The sequence below is a fragment of the Micromonospora foliorum genome, assembly GCF_022229015.1.
GTDB lineage: Bacteria > Actinomycetota > Actinomycetes > Mycobacteriales > Micromonosporaceae > Micromonospora > Micromonospora foliorum.
Window position 1 is genome coordinate 1 of record NZ_JAKKFF010000071.1, and the last position, 18,167, is coordinate 18,167.

General features: G+C 72.0%; 22 protein-coding genes. 11 read left to right on the forward strand and 11 right to left on the reverse strand.

Translation table 11 applies throughout. The annotated features are described in order from the left end of the window. Window positions 1-982, forward strand: a 982-nt coding sequence (locus PSH25_RS06455; RefSeq protein ID WP_238658110.1) for an outer membrane protein assembly factor BamB family protein, incomplete at its 5' end; no start/stop codon positions are given. A 61-nt stretch (window positions 983-1,043) separates the two neighbouring features. Next, window positions 1,044-1,415: a VOC family protein gene (locus PSH25_RS06460; protein WP_238658111.1), complete on the forward strand. Its 372-nt coding sequence runs from the start codon at window positions 1,044-1,046 to the stop codon at window positions 1,413-1,415. Between the two features lie 43 nt (window positions 1,416-1,458). Here PSH25_RS06460 and PSH25_RS06465 read toward each other — a convergent pair whose 3' ends face one another. From PSH25_RS06465 to PSH25_RS06480, 4 genes are all read right to left on the reverse strand, one after another. Further along, on the reverse strand, window positions 1,459-2,457 hold the full coding sequence (locus PSH25_RS06465; RefSeq protein ID WP_238658112.1) for a tyrosine-type recombinase/integrase: 999 nt from the start codon (window positions 2,455-2,457) through the stop codon (window positions 1,459-1,461). Window positions 2,458-2,528: 71 nt separating this feature from the next. Then, window positions 2,529-2,951, reverse strand: coding sequence for an Hsp20/alpha crystallin family protein (locus tag PSH25_RS06470; protein ID WP_238658154.1), 423 nt, complete (start codon window positions 2,949-2,951; stop codon window positions 2,529-2,531). A gap of 102 nt (window positions 2,952-3,053) precedes the next feature. Then, window positions 3,054-3,548, reverse strand: coding sequence for a GNAT family N-acetyltransferase (locus PSH25_RS06475; RefSeq protein ID WP_238658113.1), 495 nt, complete (start codon window positions 3,546-3,548; stop codon window positions 3,054-3,056). A 99-nt stretch (window positions 3,549-3,647) separates the two neighbouring features. Next, window positions 3,648-4,163, reverse strand: coding sequence for a MarR family winged helix-turn-helix transcriptional regulator (locus PSH25_RS06480; protein ID WP_238658114.1), 516 nt, complete (start codon window positions 4,161-4,163; stop codon window positions 3,648-3,650). 68 nt (window positions 4,164-4,231) lie between these two features. Between PSH25_RS06480 and PSH25_RS06485 the strand changes: the two genes are divergently transcribed. After that, window positions 4,232-5,467 (forward strand): MFS transporter, encoded by a 1,236-nt coding sequence (locus tag PSH25_RS06485; RefSeq protein ID WP_238658115.1) that lies wholly within the window; start codon window positions 4,232-4,234, stop codon window positions 5,465-5,467. Window positions 5,468-5,561: 94 nt separating this feature from the next. On the opposite strand, the gene PSH25_RS06490 is transcribed toward PSH25_RS06485, so the two are convergent. Both PSH25_RS06490 and PSH25_RS06495 read right to left on the reverse strand, forming a co-directional pair. Then, window positions 5,562-5,753 (reverse strand): DUF397 domain-containing protein, encoded by a 192-nt coding sequence (locus PSH25_RS06490; protein WP_112679871.1) that lies wholly within the window; start codon window positions 5,751-5,753, stop codon window positions 5,562-5,564. Continuing rightward, complete coding sequence (locus PSH25_RS06495) at window positions 5,744-6,511, reverse strand: DUF5753 domain-containing protein (RefSeq protein WP_238658116.1); 768 nt, start codon at window positions 6,509-6,511, stop codon at window positions 5,744-5,746. Before PSH25_RS06495 ends, PSH25_RS06490 begins: the two co-directional genes overlap by 10 nt. 116 nt (window positions 6,512-6,627) lie before the next feature. On the opposite strand from PSH25_RS06495, the gene PSH25_RS06500 reads away from it, so the two are divergent. The 5 genes from PSH25_RS06500 (at window position 6,628) to PSH25_RS06520 (ending at window position 10,059) form a co-directional block, all read left to right on the forward strand. Further along, the gene (locus tag PSH25_RS06500; protein ID WP_238658117.1) at window positions 6,628-6,894 is read left to right on the forward strand and encodes a hypothetical protein; all 267 of its coding nucleotides are present in this window, start codon (window positions 6,628-6,630) and stop codon (window positions 6,892-6,894) included. Further along, window positions 6,894-7,139, forward strand: coding sequence for a flavin reductase (locus PSH25_RS06505; protein WP_238658118.1), 246 nt, complete (start codon window positions 6,894-6,896; stop codon window positions 7,137-7,139). The genes PSH25_RS06500 and PSH25_RS06505 overlap by 1 nt, the downstream gene beginning before the upstream one ends. Window positions 7,140-7,233: 94 nt before the next feature. Further along, a complete protein-coding gene (locus PSH25_RS06510; protein WP_238658119.1) occupies window positions 7,234-8,487 on the forward strand; it encodes a hypothetical protein in 1,254 nt (417 codons plus the stop codon). After that, window positions 8,474-9,391 (forward strand): hypothetical protein, encoded by a 918-nt coding sequence (locus PSH25_RS06515; RefSeq protein ID WP_238658120.1) that lies wholly within the window; start codon window positions 8,474-8,476, stop codon window positions 9,389-9,391. Before PSH25_RS06510 ends, PSH25_RS06515 begins: the two co-directional genes overlap by 14 nt. Window positions 9,392-9,537: 146 nt before the next feature. Then, on the forward strand, window positions 9,538-10,059 hold the full coding sequence (locus PSH25_RS06520) for a SigE family RNA polymerase sigma factor (protein WP_238658121.1): 522 nt from the start codon (window positions 9,538-9,540) through the stop codon (window positions 10,057-10,059). A 1,082-nt stretch (window positions 10,060-11,141) separates the two neighbouring features. On the opposite strand, the gene PSH25_RS06530 is transcribed toward PSH25_RS06520, so the two are convergent. From PSH25_RS06530 to PSH25_RS06545, 4 genes are all read right to left on the reverse strand, one after another. Further along, on the reverse strand, window positions 11,142-11,906 hold the full coding sequence (locus tag PSH25_RS06530) for a GNAT family N-acetyltransferase (protein ID WP_308193631.1): 765 nt from the start codon (window positions 11,904-11,906) through the stop codon (window positions 11,142-11,144). Between the two features lie 144 nt (window positions 11,907-12,050). Continuing rightward, a complete protein-coding gene (locus tag PSH25_RS06535; protein ID WP_238658123.1) occupies window positions 12,051-12,737 on the reverse strand; it encodes a Type 1 glutamine amidotransferase-like domain-containing protein in 687 nt (228 codons plus the stop codon). 240 nt (window positions 12,738-12,977) lie between these two features. After that, on the reverse strand, window positions 12,978-13,484 hold the full coding sequence (locus PSH25_RS06540) for a DinB family protein (RefSeq protein ID WP_238658124.1): 507 nt from the start codon (window positions 13,482-13,484) through the stop codon (window positions 12,978-12,980). After that, a complete protein-coding gene (locus PSH25_RS06545; protein WP_238658125.1) occupies window positions 13,481-14,512 on the reverse strand; it encodes an aldo/keto reductase in 1,032 nt (343 codons plus the stop codon). The genes PSH25_RS06540 and PSH25_RS06545 overlap by 4 nt, the downstream gene beginning before the upstream one ends. Window positions 14,513-14,634: 122 nt before the next feature. Between PSH25_RS06545 and PSH25_RS06550 the strand changes: the two genes are divergently transcribed. Beyond that, window positions 14,635-16,188, forward strand: coding sequence for an ArnT family glycosyltransferase (locus PSH25_RS06550; RefSeq protein ID WP_238658126.1), 1,554 nt, complete (start codon window positions 14,635-14,637; stop codon window positions 16,186-16,188). A 7-nt stretch (window positions 16,189-16,195) separates the two neighbouring features. Here the strand turns inward: PSH25_RS06550 and PSH25_RS06555 are convergent, their stop codons facing one another. Next, entirely contained in the window at window positions 16,196-16,678 is a 483-nt protein-coding gene (locus PSH25_RS06555; protein ID WP_238658127.1) for an RrF2 family transcriptional regulator, read from the reverse strand. A gap of 134 nt (window positions 16,679-16,812) precedes the next feature. On the opposite strand from PSH25_RS06555, the gene PSH25_RS06560 reads away from it, so the two are divergent. Beyond that, complete coding sequence (locus PSH25_RS06560; RefSeq protein WP_238658128.1) at window positions 16,813-17,553, forward strand: SDR family oxidoreductase; 741 nt, start codon at window positions 16,813-16,815, stop codon at window positions 17,551-17,553. Further along, complete coding sequence (locus tag PSH25_RS33900) at window positions 17,532-18,161, forward strand: GNAT family N-acetyltransferase (RefSeq protein ID WP_238658129.1); 630 nt, start codon at window positions 17,532-17,534, stop codon at window positions 18,159-18,161. The genes PSH25_RS06560 and PSH25_RS33900 overlap by 22 nt, the downstream gene beginning before the upstream one ends. The last annotated feature ends 6 nt before the right edge of the window (window positions 18,162-18,167 follow it).

Below are 18,167 nucleotides of genomic sequence, written 5' to 3' on the forward strand. Positions count from 1 at the left end.
CGGCGTGGGGCCGCTGCTGCTGGTCGTCGACCCTGACCCGAGCCCGCCGACGCTGACCGCCTATGACGTGGCCGCGCCGGACGGCCCGCCGCGGTGGCGGGTGACGGTGGCGCCCGCCTCCGGCTGGTCCGCCGAGGTCGCCGGTGACCTGTTGTTGTTGGTCGAGCGTGACCAGGCGCGCGGGGCGCGGGTGACCACCGCGCGGTCGATGCGGACCGGCCAGCCGGTGTGGCGGCGACCCGAGCGGGTGTACGCGGCCGGGAACGCGGCGGTCGCGGTGAGCGAGGTGCGTAGCGCCTCCGAACCGGGACGGCGGGTGGAGGGCATGGTGCACGGCGTCGACCCGGCCACCGGCGCGACCCGGTGGTCGGTTCCGCTGCCCTCCACGGCGGTGCTGCGGGCGCTGCCCGGCCTGCCGGGGCGGGTGCTGCTGGTGCAGGACGACGGGCTGGCCCGGCTGCTCGACGGCCGCGACGGCACCGAGCGCGGGCGGGGACAGCTCCCGCCGGCCGACTACGGCCCGGACAACCCCCAGGTCGTCGGCGCGCACCTGGTGCTGCGCCACCCGAGCGGCGGCGCGGTGGCGCTGACCGGGTACGACCTGCCCGGGCTGGCACCGCGCTGGCAGGTGCCGGCGCAGCCGGGTGAGTTGACGCTGCGGCCCTGCCAGGGCCTGATCTGCGGGCAGGACGAGCAGGGACGCTGGGCGATCGACGCGGGCACCGGGGCGCGGGTGTGGACGTGGCCGGCCGGGGCGCGCTGGCGCACGGTGGCGGGCCCACGGGTCGCCACGGAACCCCTGGTGGTGCTGGGGATGGCGGCGGACGGCAAGCGCTCCCTGGTGGCGACGGTGGGACGCCACGGTCCTCGGGTGTCCGCGGTACTGCCGGCGGGTCTGACCGACTGCCGACGGGTCGGTGCCGGGCTGATCTGCCGCGACGGCACGGCCCGCGTGACGTTCTGGCCCCTCGACGGCCCCTGACCTCCACTCGGGGCGAGTGTCGCGGGCCGGAGTTGTCGGGCCTCGGCGGCATACTGCCGGCGTGACAGCTTCTGCCGACCTTGCGATGGTCAACCTGGACAGTTCCGACCCCGCCGGCCACGCCGCGTTCTACCACGAGGCGCTCGGCTGGGAGGTCACCCACAGCCAACCCGAGTACGCGATGATCAGCTCCGGTGGTGTCTCCATCGGCTTCGGCCTGGTCGAGGGCTACCGACCGCCCTCCTGGCCGGACCAGAGCGGCGACAAGCGTTACCACCTGGATCTCTACGTCGACGACCTGGCTGCGGCGGAGGAGAAGTTCGTCGCCGCGGGCGCGTCGAAGCCGGCCTTCCAGCCCGGTGGTGAACGGTGGGTGGTGCTTCTCGACCCGATCGGGCAGCCGTTCTGCATCTGCCCGCGCCCGCAGGGCTGACGCCGCCCGGGGGCGTCAGCCGCGGCAGCGCCGCCCGGGCGGCTCAGCCGCGACGACGCGACCGGGCCGCCCACACCGCGTAGGCCGGGTCGCGGTCGAGATTGTGCCGGTCCCGGTCGTAGCGGCGGGTGGTGCGCGGGTCGGCGTGCCCCATGGCGTCCTGCACGTCCTCCAACGGCACGCCCTCCGAGCGGGCCGTGGTGGCGAAGGCGTGCCGCAGCGAGTGCGGGGACAGCTTCGCCCAGGCCGGGATGCCGGCGGCGCGGGCGAGCCGACGGACCATCCGGAACACCGAGTGCCGGTCCAGCCGGGCGCCGCTGGCGGTGACCAGCAGCGGGCCGGTGAGCTGCGGCACCGGCACCCCGGTGGTGGCGGCCCGCTGGGCCAGGTAGGCGTCCAGGGCGTGCCCGGTGCCGGGGGTGAGGGCGCGGCGACGTTGTTTGCCGCCCTTGCCGACGAAGCGCACGCTGCGGTGGCCGCGTTCGGTGCCGAGGTCGGTCAGGTCCAGCGAGATCAGCTCCCCGACCCGCAGACCCAGATCGGCGAGCAGCGCGAGCGCCGCGCGGTTGCGTACGGCGGTCGCGCCGGTGTCCGCGTCGGCGGCGCTGAGCAGGGCGTCCACCTCCTCGGGGGTGAGCCCGACGGTGGCGGAGTGGTCCCGGTCGACGCGGGGGCGGTCGGCGCCGGAGACCGGGTTGGCCGGCACAGCGCCCAGTTTGACGAGGAAGTCGTACCAACTGGACAGCGCCGAGAGTCGGCGCGCGACGGTCGCCGGGGTCAGTGGGCGGCCGCTGCGGGCGCCGACGCTGCTCTCCAGCGCGCGGGCGTACTCGTTGACGTGCAGGAACGTGGCCCGAAGCGGGTCCAGGTCGCGGCCGGCGCACCAGCGCAGCCAGCCGGTGACGTCGCGCCGGTAGGCGTCGCGGGTGTGCTCGGACAGCCGCCGGTTGCGCAGCCACGCCTCGGTGACCTCGACCGGCCCGCTCGGCAGCGCCGGCGGCGCGGGTGGGCGGGCGAGCACCGGAGCGTCGGAGAACACCATGTGAAAAAGGTTCTCAGCCTCGGGTGGGATCGGCGTGCAGGCGCGCCGGTCCCACCCGTCGCGGTGGCGGATCAGGCGTTGATCTCCCGGCGGGCGCCGTTGGAGTGGATGGTCACCCGGCGGGGCTTGGCGCGCTCGGCGACCGGGATGCGCAGCGTCAGCACCCCGTTCTCGTAGCCGGCCTCCAGCTTGTCGGTGTCCAGCGTGTCGCCGAGGAACAGCCGCCGCGTGAAGGTGCCCATCGGGCGTTCGGCGGCGACCAGTTCGACGCCGTCGCCGGCGGGCCGGCGACGCTCGGCGCGGACGGTGAGCACGTTGCGCTCGACGGTGCAGTCGATGCTGTCCGGATCGACGCCGGGCAGGTCGAACGCGGCGTAGAAGTGGTCGCCGTCGCGGTAGGCGTCCAGGTGCATCGTCGCGGGACGGGCCGCCGTACCGAAGAACTGCTCGGCGAGCCGGTCGATCTCGCGGAACGGGTCGGTACGCATCAACATCGTCATGCCTCCTCGGTTCTCCTGGCCGAAGGTGATGAGTTGAGCCGGGGTGACTCAACTTCCTCTTCTTATTTAGCGCGTCCGCGCGCCGGCGTCAACCGCTCAGGGCAGCCGCTTCTCAAACCAGTGGTCGGCGTAGGGGCCCTGCGAGTACGCCGGGATCTCGGCGTAGCCGTGCCGGGCGTACAGGGCGCGGGCCTCGACCAGGTCGTCCCGGGTGTCGAGCCGGATCCGGTCCGCCCCGGCCGCGCGGGCCCGCTCCTCGACGGCGGCCAGCAGCACCGCACCCCCACCGGCACCGCGACGCTCGGGGCGGACGAACACCCGGGTCAGCTCGGCCCAGCCCGATTGCCAGCGCAGTCCGGCGCAGCCGGCCAGGTCGGGCCCGTGGTGAGCGAGCAGGAGCAGCCCGGTCGGCGCGGTCAGGTCGTCGCTGGGCATCTCGGCCAGGGCCGCGTCGACCTCGCCGGGCAGGGCCGGGCGACGGTGATAGCGGACCACCATCTCGCTCATGAACTCGCGCAGCAGCAGCACCGCGTCGGGATGGTCGGGTCGGCTGGGGGTGGTCGTCCAGATGGGCCGGATGGTCGTGGTCACCTGCCGATCATCACCGCCCGGTCAACGGCATTACCCGGTCGCCCGGGTTCGCGCACCCGGTGGCGACGACGACGGCACTCGTCGACGACGCGCTCAACCTCAGTCGGTCGCCGGGGTGCTCTGCGGCTGCTCGGCGACGAGCAGCACCCGGCGCAGCAGGTCGGAGAGGTGTCGCCGTTCGGTCGCGGTGAGCGCGCCGAGCAGGCGGTGCTCCTCGGCGCCCTGGACCTCCATCGCCCCGCGCCACGCGGCCTGACCCGCCTCGGTGAGTTCCACGTCGACGCGGCGACGGTCGACTGTCGACGGAATCCGGCGTACGAACCCCCGCCGCAGCAGCGCGTCCACCCGCGCGGTGATCGAGGCGGGGGCCATCGTGAGGTCCGCGGCGAGGTCCGAGGGTGCCGTCCGGCCACCGCGGCCGGCCAGGGCGTGCAGGGTGTCGTACTCGTGGGCCGGCAGGTCGAGGTCGACAAGGACCCGCTCCTTGACCGCCCGCAGGTGCCGGGTGAGTCGGATCATCCTGGTCACCGCCCCCTCGACGTCCGCGTCGAGGTCGGGCACCACGGGCAGCCACCGCTCGATGTGCCGGTCGACGGCGTCCGGGGTGGTGGTCACCGCGCCAGCTTACCTCAGCACCGAAATATTCATTGCCGAAATATTCGATGTCGAAGTATGTTGGGGTCATGGCTCACCCGCTGCGCAACCACTCCTTCCGGCTGCTGTTCCTGGGTCGCACCATCTCCGCCCTCGGCGACGCGGTGGTGCCCGCCGCGCTGGCGCTGGCCGTCCTGCGGGCCACCGGCTCCACCGGCGCGCTGGCCGTGGTCCTCGCCGCGGCGGTCGTCCCCCGGCTGCTCCTGCTGCCGTTCGGTGGGGTGGTGGCCGACCGGTTCGACGCCCGCCGGGTCGCCCTGCTGGCCGATGTGGTCCGCTGTGCCACCCAGGTCGCGGTCGGCGTGGAACTGCTCGGCGGCCACCCGTCACTGACCACCGTGGTGGTGGCGTCCGCGCTGGGCGGCGTCGCGTCGGCGTTCGCCATTCCGACCGCGTCGCCGCTGGTCGCCGGCACCGTCGAACCGGCCGAGCGACAGCGGGCCAACGCCCTGATGGGGGTCACCGCCAACACCAGCCGCCTCGCCGGGCCGGCGCTGGCCGGCGCGCTGATCTGGGCCGCCGGCCCCGGCTGGGCGTTCATCCTGGACGGTGCGTCGTTCGCGCTCAGCGCCGCGCTGCTCGCGTTGGTGCGGGTCCGCCATGTGCCGGTGCCTCGCCGTTCCGTCCTCGCCGACCTGCGGCACGGCCTCGGCGAGGTACGCGCCCGCGACTGGTTCTGGACCAGCCTGCTCGGCCACGGCGTGTGGAACGGCGCCGCCGCCGTGCTGATGACCCTCGGGCCGGCCGTCGCCATCGACCGTCTGGGCGGCGAGGCAACCTGGGTGCTGCTGTTGCAGGCCGGCGCGATCGGCATGCTCACCGGATCGCTGCTGGCCGGGCGGGTTCGGCTGCACCGGCCGGTGTTGCTGGCCAACCTCGGCCTGGCCTGCTACGCCGCGCCGCTGTTCCTGCTCGCCGTCGCCGCGCCCGCGCCGGCGGTGATCGCGGCGTACGCGGTGGCGCTGACCGCCCTCGGCTACCTCAACCCGGTGTGGGAGACCGTCGTGCAGCACCACTTCCCGCCGGAGGTCCTGGCCCGGGTCACCTCGTACGACTGGCTGGTGTCGCTGGGCGCCATGCCGCTGGGCTACGCGCTGGCGCCGTTGGCCGCCGACGCGTTCGGCGCACCCGTCCCACTGGCCGTCGCGGGCCTGCTGGTCCTCGCCTCCTGCGCGGGCACCGCCCTCGTCCCCGGCGTACGCCGGCTCACCTGGCCGGCGACCCCGCAACCGCAACCGGCCGAACCCGCCGCCGCCATCCGTTGATCGGATCGTCGTCGGTGTGCGGCGGCCGACGGCCGGGCCCGCCCACGGCAGAGGCCCCCGACCAGCGCCGGGAGCCTCTGTGCGATGTGGTCGGTCAGCCGGCGTCGCGGGCCATGGCGACAAAGCCACGCCATGACTGCGGGCTGAAGGTCAGCGTGCCGCCGTCACGGTCCTTCGTGTCACGGACCAGGACCACGCCCGGAAGGTTGTCGGCAACCTCGACACAGTCGCCACCGTTGCCGCCGCTCTTCGTGCTTTTCCGCCACCGCGCACCGGTCATGTCCATGCTGCTGCCGCTTCTCTGAGAAGGTCCACCGAACGCCCTCGGGGCAGGGCCTCGCCGCGAATACGCTCCCACCGCCGCTCCAGGCTAACAAGATCCGACGTTTGATCGAGGATCTGCGCCTGCGCCGCGCTGTCGACGTGCGCGACCCGTGACCCGTCCGGCATGTCGGCGATGGTGAACGGTCCGTCGAGCCCGGGGTAGCTGGGCGCGTCCGCCGGGACGATGTGCAGCTGCACGGTGCCCGCCTCGGCGTGCCCGAGCAGCCGCGCGAGTTGCACCGCCATCAACGCCCGGTCGTCGCCGACGCGCCGCCTCAGCACCCCCTCGTCCAGCACAGCGATCAGCAGTGGTCCGCCGCCCCGGCCGAGAATCGCCTGCCGGTTGATCCGCGCCTCGGCGAACTCGGCGACCGCCTCCGGTGTCAGCACCCCACCGGCCAGGGTCGCCCGCGCGTACGCCTCGGTCTGCAGCAGGCCGGGCACCCACGCGAGTTGGAACGACCGCAAGGTCACGGCCTCGCGTTCGAGGTCGACCCACGGCCGGAACCACACCGGCTCACGACGACGAACCACGTCCGGCCACAGCGCGTCGGCGTCCTTCGCCAGCAGCCCTGCCACCGTCGCCCGGTGTCGACTCTGGGGAATGTGCCCCGGGTTTGCCCACCTGGCGACGGTCTTCGGGTGCACGCCGAGCTGACCTGCGAGGCTCTCGGCGGTGTGACCCGCCGCGGCCAGCGCCGCGACAAAGGCGTGGTTCATGCCGTCCCTCCCGTGGAACAAATCCGCTGCCCTGAAGAGATTAGTTAACGCTGTGTGTTTGTCCAGCAACCCCCGGCAAAGTGCGGTGTGGACGCCACCGCAACGAGGAGGAAGCTGTGCAGAACGAGGTACCGGGCGCTCTCCGGGCCGGGGACGTGGTCCTCCTGACCACCGCCGCGAGCGTGCAATTCCGCAAACCGATCGTCGTCCGGGTCATCCGCGAGCTGCCCGACCGGTACACCTACGACGGTTGGCTCTGGCTCGACGCGTACGAGCTGGGCAGGAGGGGCGTAGCGGTCGCCCGGCGCGAGTTGTTCGTGATGCGCGCCGGGGTGCAGGTCGAGGCCCGCCAGTCCCGTTGCGCAACCGTGGGGGTGGGCTGATGCCCGAGCGTCCGAAGCACTCCCCGTTGCGGCCGTCGTGGCGCTGCCCGGTCTGCGGCATCCTGTGGCCGTGCTCGGCCGCGAAGCTGCGCCTGCTCGGCGAGTACCGCGAGGACCGGCCGGGCCTGTTGATCCACCTGGCCAAGGTCCAGGAGGAAGCCGCCGCTGATCTCACCAAGCTCAACCCGGGCGTCGCGCTGCCCGATCTGACCCCGCGTTTCGTCGGCTGGGCGGAAGCCCGCTGATACGTCGTCCACCCACTGCCATGCGGCTCCTACCGAGCAGCACGATGCGGGAGACTGACGGCGTGACGACCCGCCCCGGGATGAGGCCGGCCCGATGAGCCGACCATTCAGGATCGTCGTCGCCGTGCTCGCCGCGGTGGGCGCCATGCTGATGTACGCGGGCGTCACCGCCCAGGTGAACTCCATGTCGGAGCCGTTCACCGTGACCCGGACCGCCGTTGACTTTCGGACCCTCGTCGCGAAGGGGGTGGTCTTCTTCGCCCCCCTCGACCCCACGGCCGCCCCCATGATGGACGCGGTGACGCCGCTGATCCGTTGGGTCGTGGTCCTGCTGATCGGGGTGTCGACGTACCTGGCCTGCGGCCTGGTCACCCGGCGGACGCACCCGTTCACCGCAGCGGTGACCGGCGCGGCCGCCGCCCTCACCGCCACGGCGATCGGGGATCTGCTCTGGTGGGCCACCTTCGTCGTCCGCGTCCACACCGCCCCCACCGGCTGGTACGCCGACGTGGCACTGGACCACTCCACGCTCCTGGCCAGCGCGCACCTGACGCTGACGGCCTGGACGTCCGACGCCCTCTTTCTCGGCTGCCTGCTGGCAGGCGCGAACGCCTCGCTGGTAGGTGGCACCAGCCTGGCGATCCTGCTGCTCGGCCGGCTGACCAAGGGCACCGACGACGGTGAGAACGAGGCCCAGGAGGCGGCCGACGATACCGAGCCCCGCGTTCCGCTGATCGGCGACGTGCGCGGACGCAGCGCGAACCTTGCCCTGGCCGGTGTCCTCCCGGTGCTGGTGCTGCTGCTGGTCAACGGCACCCAGGCGGTGTGGGAGAGCTACGCCGGGAGAGGTTTCCTGGGACTGCTCAGGGAGTTCCTGTACCGCCCCGCCCTGTCGCCGCCGCCACGCGTACGCGATGACGTGGGATACCGACTGACTCACGAGACCGAGCCGAACCCCCTGTCGATGGACGTCTGGGTGCACAGGTCGGTGCTCGCCCTCGCCCTGCTGGCGCTGCTGTGGCTCCTGCTGTGGGCGCTGCTCGCCGGCCTGTCGAACTCCGGGCACCGTCTCGGGCTCCTCGTCGTCTGTTGGGGCGCCACGATCGCGGCGGCCGGGCTGACCGCGACGTCCGACGTCCTCGTCGACTGCGCCATCTCGAACTCCCCGACCGGCTGCGCGCCCTGGGAGTCCCTGGGCCGGCAATTGACCTCCTCGCTGCGCTTCGGCGCGGCCTGGGGTTGGCTCGTCGCGCTACCCGTGCTGCTGGCCCGCCGGCTCCTCGACACGAACACGTCCACCGACACGTCTATCGATATGCAGGAGACGCCGGTTCATGAGTCCACGTAACAAGCGCCCGCGTCGCCGGAAGGGCCCCGCGCCGGCCCCGGTGTCGTCGCCCGCGCCGGCAACCGTCGCCTGGTGGAAACGTCCCGTCACCTGGCTGCTGACGATCGTGGTCGGTGCCGTCGCCACCTGGCTCGGCGCCGTCGTTCTCGGCATGATCAACCAGTGGAAGCCCGCGAACGAGTTGGCCGAGCAGCTGGCCGGCCGGGGGCCGGTCGTCGTCCTCGACGTGACGCACGTCCCCTACCCGCAGGAGGGTGCGCTCGACTACGTCTACCCCGCCGGCGCTGACCTGGCGCGCCTGGACGCCGCGCGGCCGAAGGATCCGGCCGTCGAGGCCGGCGCGGTCGACATCGAACGGAGCACCTGGGAGATCACCCTCGTCGGCACCCGGGACGAGGCCGCCGAGGCGGTCGACCTCCGGCCCGTCCTCGTCGAGCCCTGTCGCCCCCCGCTCACCGGGATCCAGGAGCCCAACGAATCACAGGGCGACTCCAAGAAGATCGTCCTCGTGACACACGTGGACCGGCCGAATCCCCGGATGCTCGTCGAGGACCCGGACAGCGAGGAAGCCGGTGCCCCGTTCTTCGCCACCCACAAGATCACCTTGCCCAAGGGTGAGAAGAACGTCATTCAGGTACGGGCGCTCAGCGCGAAGCAGCACTGCCGATGGCGACTGGAGTTGGACTACCTCGCCGAGGGACGACGCCAGACGACGGTGATATCGGCACCCGGCGACAAGCCGTTCGAGGTGACCGGGCGCGCGGACGACTCGGCCTACACCTGGATCTACCTCAGTTCGTTCAACAGCTGTCGGGCCAAGGACGGCACCAGGACCGACCGGTTGCGCATCACCGGCCTCGAGTACGCGCAGATGGTGCGCGACGGGCGCACCTGCCCCTACTGACAGCCGCTGGCCGTCCACCAGCTGCGCCACCCGGATTCCCGGCCCCGGCCTCCACCAGGTCCGACCCGCCGAGGGGGAAGTAGCCGGACCGGTAAACCTCGCGAGCCGACGTGGTGTCTTGCTGGTTGACGAGGCCGGGAGGTCAGATGAGGGATTCGCGCGGGGCGGAGTTCGACGACTTCGTTCGCACACGGTCGGCGGTGCTGTTGCGGGTTGCCTTCCTGCTGACCGGGGACCGGCACGCTGCCGAGGACCTGCTTCAGGAGGTGCTGGAGCAGCTGTACGTGCGCTGGCGTCGGGTGCAGAGCAGCCCGGAGGCGTACGCGCGGCGTGCGCTGGTCAATCGGTCGATCAACCGGTGGCGGTGGCGTGCCCGGCGTCCGGAGCAGTCGCTGGGCGACCACGACGGAGTCGCCCGGGACCACGCCGACACCGTGGCGGTTCGCGAGCTGGTCGTCGGGGCGCTGCGGGCCTTGCCCGCTCGGCAGCGGGCCGCTGTCGTGCTCCGCTACCTGGAAGACCTGCCGGTCGTCGACGTTGCGGCGGCGATGGGCTGCTCCGAAGGTGCGGTGAAGAGTCACGCCTCGCGCGGGTTGGCTCGGCTGCGCGGGGCGCTTGCCGAATCGAGTCTCGTCATGCCCATCACCGGAACCGGGAGTTCGCGATGACCATGAACGACAGTGACGTGCGCGGCATCCTGCATCGCGCGACGGATGACCTGGTCAGCCCGCCGGGTCTGCTCGCTGAGGTGCGACGGGGTGGGCGGCGTCGGGTGGTGCGCCGGCGGGCCGTGTTGGCGGCGGTCTGTGCGGCCGTGGTGGCCGTGCCCGTGGCAGGCGTCCTCGACCTGCCCGGCAACGCCGGAGACGCACCGATCGCTTCACCACTGCTCGACGAGCCCACTCGCGGTGATCTCGCCACCGACGACGGGTACCTGCGACAGGTCCGCGCGGTGTGGCAGCGCCAGATCGCGCAGTCGGATGATCCGCCGCGCGGCGAGCCGAACATCGTGTGGGCAGGAGATACGCCTGCCGGCCCGGCCGCCTACGTCGCCCACGCCACCGTGCACGGTATGACGGTGGGGTTCGTCAAGCCCACCGTCGACGGGCCGCGCGTCAGCACCCTGACGCAGGTCACCGATACCGAAACAGATGGCCTTGAGCAGGCGGCACTGCTCGGACCGCAGCGCGACGTGCTCCTTGTGCTCGACTTCGGGCAACCGGTGGAGTTCTCCCCCCAACTGCGGTACGCGCCCGGTGGCAAGGTCGAGCGGACGTTCGAGCCGGTGGTGTTCCGAGACGGCGCGGCGGTGTTGTCGGTGCCGCCACAGCGTACGAAGCTCACCGTCGCGCTCTCCCGGACCCCCGTCGAACGGGAGAACATGATTCACATCGACGGCACGAGCGAGATCTACTTCCCCGACCACAAGGATCGGCCGGGACCGCCGCTGGTTCGCTACACGTTGCCCGGCGCGGAGCAGGTCTGGGGCATCGACCCGGTTGCCGAGGACGTGATCGCGCCAACCAAAGCCCTCGCCGAATACCTCGACCCTGTCGGAGCGCACACGCACAACGGCTCTCCACTGTTGTGGGTCTACGGGGCAACCCCCGACGGCCGGCGGCTCCTCATGGAAACCGTCCAGTACGACGACGATCCTTCCCACGTCATCGCGTTGCTCGCGGGTCCGCAGCTCCCCTTCGAGGCGGTGGCCAGCACGACCGCGGACTGGTCGGCGCCGCTGCCGGTGCGGCTACGGCTGCCGGACGACCAGGGCGTCGTCGTCGTCGCCGAGGGGTCGGCGCTGAGCTACCGGGTCGGCGACGGCCAGTGGACGGACGCCGGTCGTAACGCGGCGCTCCTGCCCGCGACCGCCACCGAGGTCCGGGTCACCGACGCCAACGGAACCACCACCACCGTCCCGGTCGGCTCCTGATTCCATCGAGGTCGCCAGTCGTGCGTGCCGGTGCATGTCGTGCCAGCCGTCGGTATGCCGCACCGACCCGCGGGCCACGCCCTCCTCGGTGAAACCGGCCCGCGCGGCCACCCGGCAGGACTCCGCGTTGCCGGTCGAGTGCTCCAGCGCCAGCCGGTGAAACCCGCCCCGGGTGAAGGCCCACCGGGTCAGGGCGAGCAGCGCCTCGGTGGCGAGCCCCCGACCGCGCGCGGCGGGCACCACCCAGTACGACACCTGCGCCGACGCCTCGGTCAGCAGCACATCGCGCAACCCCACCTGACCGACGGGCCGGTCGTCGGCGTCGACGACCGCCCAACTGGCGGCGCTCTCGTCGCGCCAACGGCCGGCCCACTGCGCTGTCCACGACCGTGCCTCGTCGTCGCTGTCGAGGCGACGCACGTGCCATCGCTGGATCACCGGGCAGTCGAAGGCAGCCCGGACGGCCGGGGCGTCGTCGTCACGCCACGGCCGCAGCGCCAGCCCGGGGCGTACCGGAAGGTGGGGTTGCTCCTGGGCGGCGAGGCTACCGGCGGGCAGGGCGGGTGCGACGAGCAGCGGCATCAGCCCATTATCGAGCCGAGGGCTTTCCTCTCCTGTCGGGCCGCCGGCCAGTTCGGGTTTCCCTTGTCGGGCCCACGTCTTGTCGGCCGATTGCGGTGCTCGCGAGGTGTGGACCCGGCCCCTGTCCAGTGCTGGCTCGGCTGGTCAGGGGTTGATCAGTCTCCAGTCGCCTTCGGAGATGACCTCAACGGTGCCATCGACCACCTTGATGGCGGTGTTGTCGTCGATGGCGTAAGTCGGGACCGGGATTCCGGACGCCCACTTCTGGATGTCGGACAGCGCGACGTCCTCCATGTCCGGGTGATCGAGGTGGGGGTACAGCGTGAAATCCACGAGCCCCAGCGCCCGGTCGGCGCCCTGCGCCATGTCGCTGCCGTCAGGGACGAATCCAAGGTCGAATTCGGCATCGCAGTTGTACGGGGTGACCGCGATGCTCCCGGCGCTGACCCCCACATAAACCGTGTCACTCAGCGACGGCAGAAGGTCAGCCAGGCCCGACTGGCGCAGCCAGTAGGTCAGGTACAGCACATCGCCGCCCCAGACGAGGAGGGCGTCGGCCTCCCGGACCGCCGGGACCCAGTTCTCTTCTCGAATGGTCGGCAGCGCGGTGAGTTCCAATATCCCCAAGGATTTCCAACCGAGCTGGGACAACGGGATCGAAGCCCGGCCGTGGACCGCCTTCCACGCCCTCTCGGCTCCGCCGGGAAAGGGGTAGACACCGGTGGGGATGAACAGGGCCGTGGACTCGGCGATCGGCTTGCCCAGCAGGTCGACGAGCGCGTCGGAGATGCTCGGGTTGCAGATGCCCGACGACGTGAGAAGGAACTTCATGGATTCCGCTCTCCTGAAGCCACCGCATGACGGCGATCATGTCGCGCGTTGACCGCTACAGCCTAGGTCACCGTCCGAACCAGTCGCTACGCGCAGATCTTGGACAGTTTCCGTTCGGGCGGCGTAACGGAAACTGTCCGAGATCTGGTGGTACCGCTGCCCGACTGGGTCACCGCAGGCCCGGTCGCGTACCCACCGGGCCCCGCGCTGGACCCCACCCCACCAGCCGAGCGGACGGTCTCACTCGCCGGTCGGGCCGTCGGCGAGTTCGGCGACCACGTCGAGGTGGCCCAGGTGGCGGGCGTACTCCTGCACCAGGTGGAACAGCACCCGCTCCAGCGACGCCGGGTCCGCGCCTCTCCAGCGCGGGCCCGGCGCGCCGATCTCGGCCAGGTCGTGTGCCGTCACCACGGCGGTGGTGTGCGCGCCCTGCGCCCGCAGCGCCGCTACCAGATCCGCGCGGGTCTCGTCGGGGGCGACGTACCAGCGGTCGTCGCGGCGGTCGCCCCACGGCTCGGCGACCGCCCGGCCCTGGAAGCCCCACTCGATCCAGCGCAGCTCGACGTGGCGCAGGTGGGTGAGCAACTCCAGTGGGGTCCACCCGGACGGCAGCCGACTGCGCCGCAGCTCCGGCTCGGCCAGCGCCGACACCTTGGCCACCACCGACTCACGGAAGTAGTCCAGGTAGCGCAGGAAGACCTCGGTGCGGCTGCCGGCCGGGGTGGTGGGCTCGGGGAACGAGGTCATGACCCGCTCGGCAGGTCACGCGCGCGCTGGCGCACACCCGCGCCGCCGTACGGGTAGTCGCCCACCAGCGGGGCGCTCGCCTCGTCCAGCAGCCGCATCTGCTCGGCGTCGAGGACCAGGTCGGCGGCGGTCAGGTTGTCGTCGAGCTGCTCGGTGGTCCGCGCGCCCAGGATCACCGAGGTGACCGCCGGTCGGGCCGCCAACCAGGCCAGCGCCACGGCCGACATGGACACGCCCAGGTCACCGGCGACCTGGCGGACCGCGTCGAGCACCCGCCAGGTCCGCTCCTCGGCGTTGCGACCCGCGTACGCCTCGACGCCGCGTTGCGGGTTCTCGCCGAGCCGCGTCGCGCCGGTGGGCGTGCTGTCGCGCTGGTACTTGCCGGTCAGCCAACCACCGCCGAGCGGTGACCACGGCAGGATGCCGATGCCCTCGTTCTCGCAGACCGGCACCAACTCGAACTCGATCTCCCGGGCCAGCAGGTTGTACTGCGGTTGCAGGGTCACGATCGGGGTGAGGTTGAGGTGCTGGGTGAGCAGGGCGGCCTTCTGCAACTGCCAGCCGGTGAAGTTGCTGACCCCCGCGTAGCGGATCTTGCCGGCGCTGACCGCGTCGTCGAAGAACCGCAGCGTCTCCGGCAGCGGGGTCAGCGGGTCCCAGGCGTGCGCCTGGTACAGGTCGACGGCCTCGACGCCGAGTCGCCGCAGGCTGGCGTCCAGGGCGCGGGTGAGGTGCACCCGGGACAGGCCGGCGTCGTTCGCCCCCGGGCCCATCGGGAACCGCCCCTTGGTGGCGATCACCAGGCGGTCACGCAGGTCGGGTCGGCTACGCAGCCAGCGCCCGACGATGTCCTCCGAGACGCCGGCGGAGTAGACGTCAGCGGTGTCGATGAACGTGCCGCCCGCCTCGACGAACCTGTCGAGTTGGGCGAAGCTGCCGGCCTCGTCGGTCTCCGCGCCGAAGGTCATCGTGCCCAGACACAGGGTGGACACCACGGTGCCGGTGGTGCCCAGAGTGCGATAGCGCATATCGTCCTTTCGGTCCGAGTGACAAAGCTGATCTTCGCACTCGTCCCGACCACCCGCATTCGGGACTGTGCCGAACGCCGTACGGGCACCCACGCGGCGACGCCGCCGGTCATCATGGGCCCGTGAGCGAGCCCGCGACCGACATCGACCGCCCGCACCAGCCCACCCAGTCGCCGCCGCCGGCGGTGCCACCCGAGCCCGGCGCGCGTACGCGTGGTCCGTGGCTGGTGGCCGCCGCCACCACCGTGACGCTGCTGCTGCTCGCCGGCCGCTACGGCTACCACCGTGACGAGTTGTACTTCCTGCTCGCCGGTCGGCACCTCGACTGGGGCTACGTCGATCAGGGTCCGCTGGTTCCGGCGCTGGGGCGGCTGCTCGACACGATCGCCCCGGGCAACCTGGTGGTGCTGCGTACCCCGTCGGCGGTGCTGGCCGGCGGCGCGGTGCTGCTGGTCGCCGCCATCGCCCGGGAGCTGGGCGCCGGCCGGGGCGCGCAGCTTTTCGCGGCGGTGCTCGCCGCGCTGTCCGGCATCGTGCTCGCCAGCGGTCACCTGCTCAGCACCACCACCGTCGACCTGCTGGTCTGGTTGGCCGCGGCCTGGTGTGCGGTGCGGTTGCTGCGCACCGGTGACAGCCGGTGGGCGCTGGGCATCGGGCTGGCGCTCGGTGTGGGCATGCTCAGCAAGCTGCTGCCCGCCCTGCTGGCCGTGGGCCTGGTCGCCGGGGTGCTCGTCGCCGGGCCGCGCCGGCTGCTGCGTGACCGGTGGGTGCTCGCCGCCGCCGGGATCGCGGTGCTGCTGGCCGCGCCGAACCTGATCTGGCAGGCTTCGCACGGTTTCCCGCAGCTCGGCGTCGCCGCGTCCATCTCCGACGGCGACAGCTCCTACAGCGGTCGGCTCGACGCGTTCACCCTCCAGTTCGTCATCATCAGCCCGTACGCCGTACCGATCTGGATCGCCGGCCTCGTCGCGCTGCTACGCCGACCGGCGTGGCGGGCCTACCGGGCGGTGGGCTGGGCGTGGCTGGTGGTGGTCGGCATCGTGCTGGTCGCCGGGGGCAAGGGTTACTACGACGCGCCGCTGCTGCTGGTCCTCACCGCCGCCGGTGCGCTGGTCACCGTGGCGTGGGCGTCGCGTGGGTCGCTCTGGTGGCGTCGGGGGGTGCTCGCGCTGGGCGTGGTGCCGTTCCTGCTGCCCAACGTCGTGCTGCTGCTGCCGGTGCTGCCGGCCGACCGGTTGCCCGGGTTCGTGGTCGACGTCAACTACGACGCCGGCGAGACGATCGGCTGGCCGGAGTTCGCCGACTCGGTCGCGAGGGTCCATCGTGGCCTGCCGCCCGAGGAGCGGTCACGGGCGGTCGTCCTGACCGCCAACTACGGCGAGGCCGGTGCAGTGGCCCGCTACGGGCCGGCCCGTGGTCTTCCCCGGGCGTACTCCGGGCACAACAGCATGGTCGACTTCGGTCGGCCGCCCGCCGACGCGGACGTGGTCGTCGCCGTCGGTTGGGAGCGCCCCGACCAGCTGAACACCTGGTTCGAGCAGTGCACGCTCGCCGGGGTGGTGGACCAGCGGGTCGAGGTGGACAACGACGAAAACGGCGGCCCGATCTTCGTGTGCCGGGGGCTGCGGCGTCCGTGGGCGCAGATCTGGGATTCCGAGGTACGCCACACCGGCTGACCGTGGTTCAGCCGGCTCCGCTGTTCAGCCAGGCCTGGATGCCGACCAGGGCCTCGGGGCCGGAGGTGGCGTCGACGTCGCGGGCGAGATCGGCGATCGTGACCGCGGCGAGCGCCTGGCGCCACGCGTCCTCGGCCGCCCACATCGCTCGGGCGACCGGGCACGGCGTGGTGCAGGCGTCGGCCGGCGTCGCGAACGGGCCGCGCTGGCGGATCTCCGTGCAGACGAAGGTCGGGCCGGGACCGTCGACGGCGCGGACCACGTCGAGCAGGGTGATGCTCTCCGGTGCGCGGGTCAGCACGTAGCCGCCCGACTTGCCCTGCACGGAGTGGATCAGGCCGGCGCGGGCCAGCGACTGGAGCTGCTTGGCGAGGTAGCTGCTGGAGACGTCGTGCAGTTCCGCCAGCTTGGCCGCCGGAACGGGCGTGTGGCTGGCGGTGAGCACCACGCAGCAGTGCAGCGCCCACTCGACCCCGCCGGACATCTTCATGATGTCACCCTAGTCACCCCGTTACTCGGACTCATTGTGTCCGAGTATAGTTCCCGGACAAGAGAGGTCCGAGTTTGGCGGGCGTTTTCACCAGCCGGACAAACGACCACACAATCACGGAAAGGTGCATGGGCATGAAGATCGCCGTACTGGGCGGGACCGGCCTCATCGGGTCGCAGGCCGTCAAGATCCTGCAGGGCGCGGGGCACGAGGCGGTGCCACTCTCGCCGTCCACCGGGGTGGACCTGCTCACCGGGCAGGGCCTCGCCGACGGGCTCGCCGGCGCCGAGGTCGTCGTCAACCTGACCAACTCGCCGACCTTCGACGAGGCCTCGCCCGCCTTCTTCCAGACGACCATGGACAACCTGCTGGCCGCCGCCGCCCGCGCGGGCGTCGGCCACGCGGTGATCCTCTCCATCGTCGGCGTCGACCAGGTGCCCGACCTGGACTACTACCGCGCCAAGGTCCTCCAGGAGGACATCCTCAAGGCCGGACCCGTTCCGTACTCGATCGTCCGCGCCACCCAGTTCTTCGAGTTCGTCGACGCGATCCTGTCCTGGACGGCCGACGACACCACCGTTCGCCTGCCCGGCACGCCGGTGCAGCCGATGGCCGCCGCCGACGTGGCGCAGGCCGTCGCCGAGGTCAGCATGGGCGCGCCGCTGCGGGGGGTGCGCAACGTGGCCGGCCCCGAGGTCTTCGCCCTCGACGAGCTGGGGCGGATCACTCTCGCCGCCCACGGAGACCAGCGCACCGTGACCACCGACAACGGCGCCGGCATGTTCGCCGCCGTGTCCGGCGACGTCCTCACCGGCTCCGACGACGCCGTCATCGCACCCACCGCCTACCGGGAGTGGCTCGCGCGCCGGGCCTGAGCAGGCACACCCCGCGTCTCGCGGCGGCGATCGACCGCCGCCGCGACGCGCGGGTGCGGCGATACCGTGCTCTCGGCCGTATCCCCGAGCCCCGGAGAGCCGACTCCATGAACACGCACACATCGGATTCCCGCGTGACCGTCCGGAATGCCGTCGCCGAGGATGCGCCGTTCGTCAACGAGGCCTTGGCCGACACGTTCGGCAGCACCATGATGGCGGTGCACGACGAACTCCTGGATGCCACCGGTGATGCTGCCGCCGTAGCCGAGCGGGACGGCCGTCGTGTCGGGGTGATCACCTACCGCCTCGACGGCACCCAGACCTGGGAGATCCTCTCGCTCGCCGCCACCGAGCCGGGGATCGGTGCGGGCAGCGCCCTCCTCGACTGGCTGCGGGCCGAGGCGACCCGTCAACGCGTTACCCGGCTCTGGTTGGTGACCACCAATGAGAATCTGGCGGCGTTGCGCTTCTATCAGCGGCGCGGATTCGACCTGGTACGCGTCGAACGGGATGCCGTGACCAGGGCCCGGCGGCTCAAGCCCAGCATCCCGCTCGAGGACGACGGGCTCCCCATCCGGCACGAACTGGTGCTCGAGTGGCGTCTCTGACCAGGG

Excerpts from the sequence above, each read along its gene's own strand:
- PSH25_RS06515 (WP_238658120.1), top strand. The coding sequence starts at position 8,474 with ATGAGTCCACGTAACAAGCGCCCGCGTCGCCGGAAGGGCCCCGCGCCG.
- PSH25_RS06470 (WP_238658154.1), bottom strand. The coding sequence starts at position 2,951 with ATGTTGATGCGTACCGACCCGTTCCGCGAGATCGACCGGCTCGCCGAG.
- PSH25_RS06485 (WP_238658115.1), top strand. The coding sequence starts at position 4,232 with ATGGCTCACCCGCTGCGCAACCACTCCTTCCGGCTGCTGTTCCTGGGT.
- PSH25_RS06540 (WP_238658124.1), bottom strand. The coding sequence starts at position 13,484 with ATGACCTCGTTCCCCGAGCCCACCACCCCGGCCGGCAGCCGCACCGAG.
- PSH25_RS06520 (WP_238658121.1), top strand. The coding sequence starts at position 9,538 with ATGAGGGATTCGCGCGGGGCGGAGTTCGACGACTTCGTTCGCACACGG.
- PSH25_RS06505 (WP_238658118.1), top strand. The coding sequence starts at position 6,894 with ATGCCCGAGCGTCCGAAGCACTCCCCGTTGCGGCCGTCGTGGCGCTGC.
- PSH25_RS06555 (WP_238658127.1), bottom strand. The coding sequence starts at position 16,678 with ATGAAGATGTCCGGCGGGGTCGAGTGGGCGCTGCACTGCTGCGTGGTG.
- PSH25_RS06465 (WP_238658112.1), bottom strand. The coding sequence starts at position 2,457 with ATGGTGTTCTCCGACGCTCCGGTGCTCGCCCGCCCACCCGCGCCGCCG.
- PSH25_RS06560 (WP_238658128.1), top strand. The coding sequence starts at position 16,813 with ATGAAGATCGCCGTACTGGGCGGGACCGGCCTCATCGGGTCGCAGGCC.
- PSH25_RS06495 (WP_238658116.1), bottom strand. The coding sequence starts at position 6,511 with ATGAACCACGCCTTTGTCGCGGCGCTGGCCGCGGCGGGTCACACCGCC.
- PSH25_RS06535 (WP_238658123.1), bottom strand. The coding sequence starts at position 12,737 with ATGAAGTTCCTTCTCACGTCGTCGGGCATCTGCAACCCGAGCATCTCC.
- PSH25_RS06510 (WP_238658119.1), top strand. The coding sequence starts at position 7,234 with ATGAGCCGACCATTCAGGATCGTCGTCGCCGTGCTCGCCGCGGTGGGC.
- PSH25_RS06545 (WP_238658125.1), bottom strand. The coding sequence starts at position 14,512 with ATGCGCTATCGCACTCTGGGCACCACCGGCACCGTGGTGTCCACCCTG.
- PSH25_RS06530 (WP_308193631.1), bottom strand. The coding sequence starts at position 11,906 with ATGCCGCTGCTCGTCGCACCCGCCCTGCCCGCCGGTAGCCTCGCCGCC.
- PSH25_RS06490 (WP_112679871.1), bottom strand. The coding sequence starts at position 5,753 with ATGGACATGACCGGTGCGCGGTGGCGGAAAAGCACGAAGAGCGGCGGC.